At 65.4% G+C, this 1,678-nt stretch carries 2 protein-coding genes; both read left to right on the top strand.

Translation table 11 applies throughout. The features are described from left to right. Position 1: 1 nt before the first annotated feature. Positions 2–751: an electron transfer flavoprotein subunit beta/FixA family protein gene (locus LC062_RS21270; protein ID WP_224913161.1), complete on the top strand. Its 750-nt coding sequence runs from the start codon at positions 2–4 to the stop codon at positions 749–751. Positions 752–776: 25 nt separating this feature from the next. Further along, positions 777–1,678 (top strand): electron transfer flavoprotein subunit alpha/FixB family protein (locus tag LC062_RS21265; RefSeq protein ID WP_224913160.1); only part of this gene is annotated, 902 nt, incomplete at its 3' end.

Raw genomic sequence — 1,678 nt, 5'->3', positions numbered from 1 at the left:
GATGAAGATCCTTGTGCCCGTAAAGCGGGTTATTGACTACAACGTGAAGGTTCGCGTGAAGTCTGACGGTTCTGGCGTTGATCTTGCGAATGTTAAGATGTCGATGAACCCGTTTGACGAGATCGCGGTTGAAGAGGCGATCCGTCTTCGCGAGGCGGGCAAGGCGTCGGAGATCGTGGTGGTTTCGGTGGGTCCGCAGCAGGCGCAGGAGACGCTGCGCACGGGTCTGGCGATGGGCGCGGACCGGGGCATCCTGGTGAAGACGGATGCCACGACGGAGCCGCTTGCGGTGGCCAAGATCCTGAAGGCGATCGTCGCCGAGGAGGAGCCGGGCCTGGTGATCCTGGGCAAGCAGGCGATTGATGACGACAGCAACCAGACCGGCCAGATGCTGGCCGCGCTCCTGGGCTGGGCGCAAGGCACCTTCGCCTCGAATGTGGACCTGGGCGAGGGCACGGTCGACGTGACCCGCGAGGTCGATGGCGGCCTGCAGACGGTGAAGCTGACGCTGCCGGCGGTGGTGACGACGGATCTGCGGCTGAACGAGCCGCGCTATGCCTCGCTGCCGAACATCATGAAGGCGAAGAAGAAGCCGATCGCGGAGAAGACGCCGGAGGATTTCGGGGTGGAGACGGCCGCGCGGCTTGAGGTGTTGAAGACGGTGGAGCCGCCGGCACGGGCCGCTGGCGTGAAGGTCGGCAGCGTTGCCGAGCTTGTCGACAAGCTGAAGACCGAAGCGGGCGTGCTCTGAAGGGCCAACAGGGAGATAGACGATCATGACAACGCTTCTTGTTGCCGAACACAGCAACGGCGCGCTCAATGAGGCCACCCACAAGGCGATGACGGCGGCCGCCGCGCTTGGCGGGGATGTGCATGTGCTGGTGGCGGGCAAGGACTGCCGCCCGGCGGCCGAACAGGCCGCGAAGCTTGCCGGGGCGGCCAAGGTTCTGCTCGCCGATGGCGACGGGCTTGCCGAGCAGCTGGCCGAGCCGATGGCCGATCTGGTGCTGTCGCTCGCCGGGGACTATGACGCGATCGTGGCGCCGGCGACGGCGAACGGCAAGAACATCCTGCCGCGGGTCGCGGCGCTGCTCGACGTGATGCAGGTGTCGGAGGTCACGGCGGTGATCGACGGGTCGACCTTCGAGCGTCCGATCTATGCGGGCAACGCGATCCAGACGGTGAAGTCGTCGGATGCGAAGAAGGTTCTGACGGTGCGCACGGCGAGCTTTTCGGCAGCCGGGGAGACCGGTTCGGCGGCGATCGAGGAGATTGCTGCGGTCGCTTCGGATCTGTCGAGTTTCGTCGGCCAGGAGCTGTCGAAATCGGACCGTCCGGAGCTTGCCTCGGCGAAGGTGATCATCTCCGGCGGGCGCGCGCTCGGCTCGAAGGAGAAGTTCGAGGAGGTGATGCTGCCGGTGGCCGATGCGCTTGGGGCGGCTGTTGGCGCCTCGCGGGCGGCGGTGGATGCGGGCTATGCGCCGAACGACTGGCAGGTTGGCCAGACGGGCAAGGTGGTCGCGCCGGATCTTTACATTGCCTGCGGGATTTCCGGGGCGATCCAGCATCTGGCCGGCATGAAGGATTCGAAGGTGATCGTGGCGATCAACAAGGACGAGGAGGCACCGATTTTCCAGGTGGCCGACTACGGGCTTGTCGCCGATCTGTTCGACGTCCT

The sequence above is a fragment of the Stappia indica genome, assembly GCF_020177335.1.
Lineage (GTDB): Bacteria > Pseudomonadota > Alphaproteobacteria > Rhizobiales > Stappiaceae > Stappia > Stappia indica_B.
The sequence above is the reverse complement of the archived record's forward strand: the minus strand, read 5'-3'. Positions and strand labels throughout refer to the sequence as shown.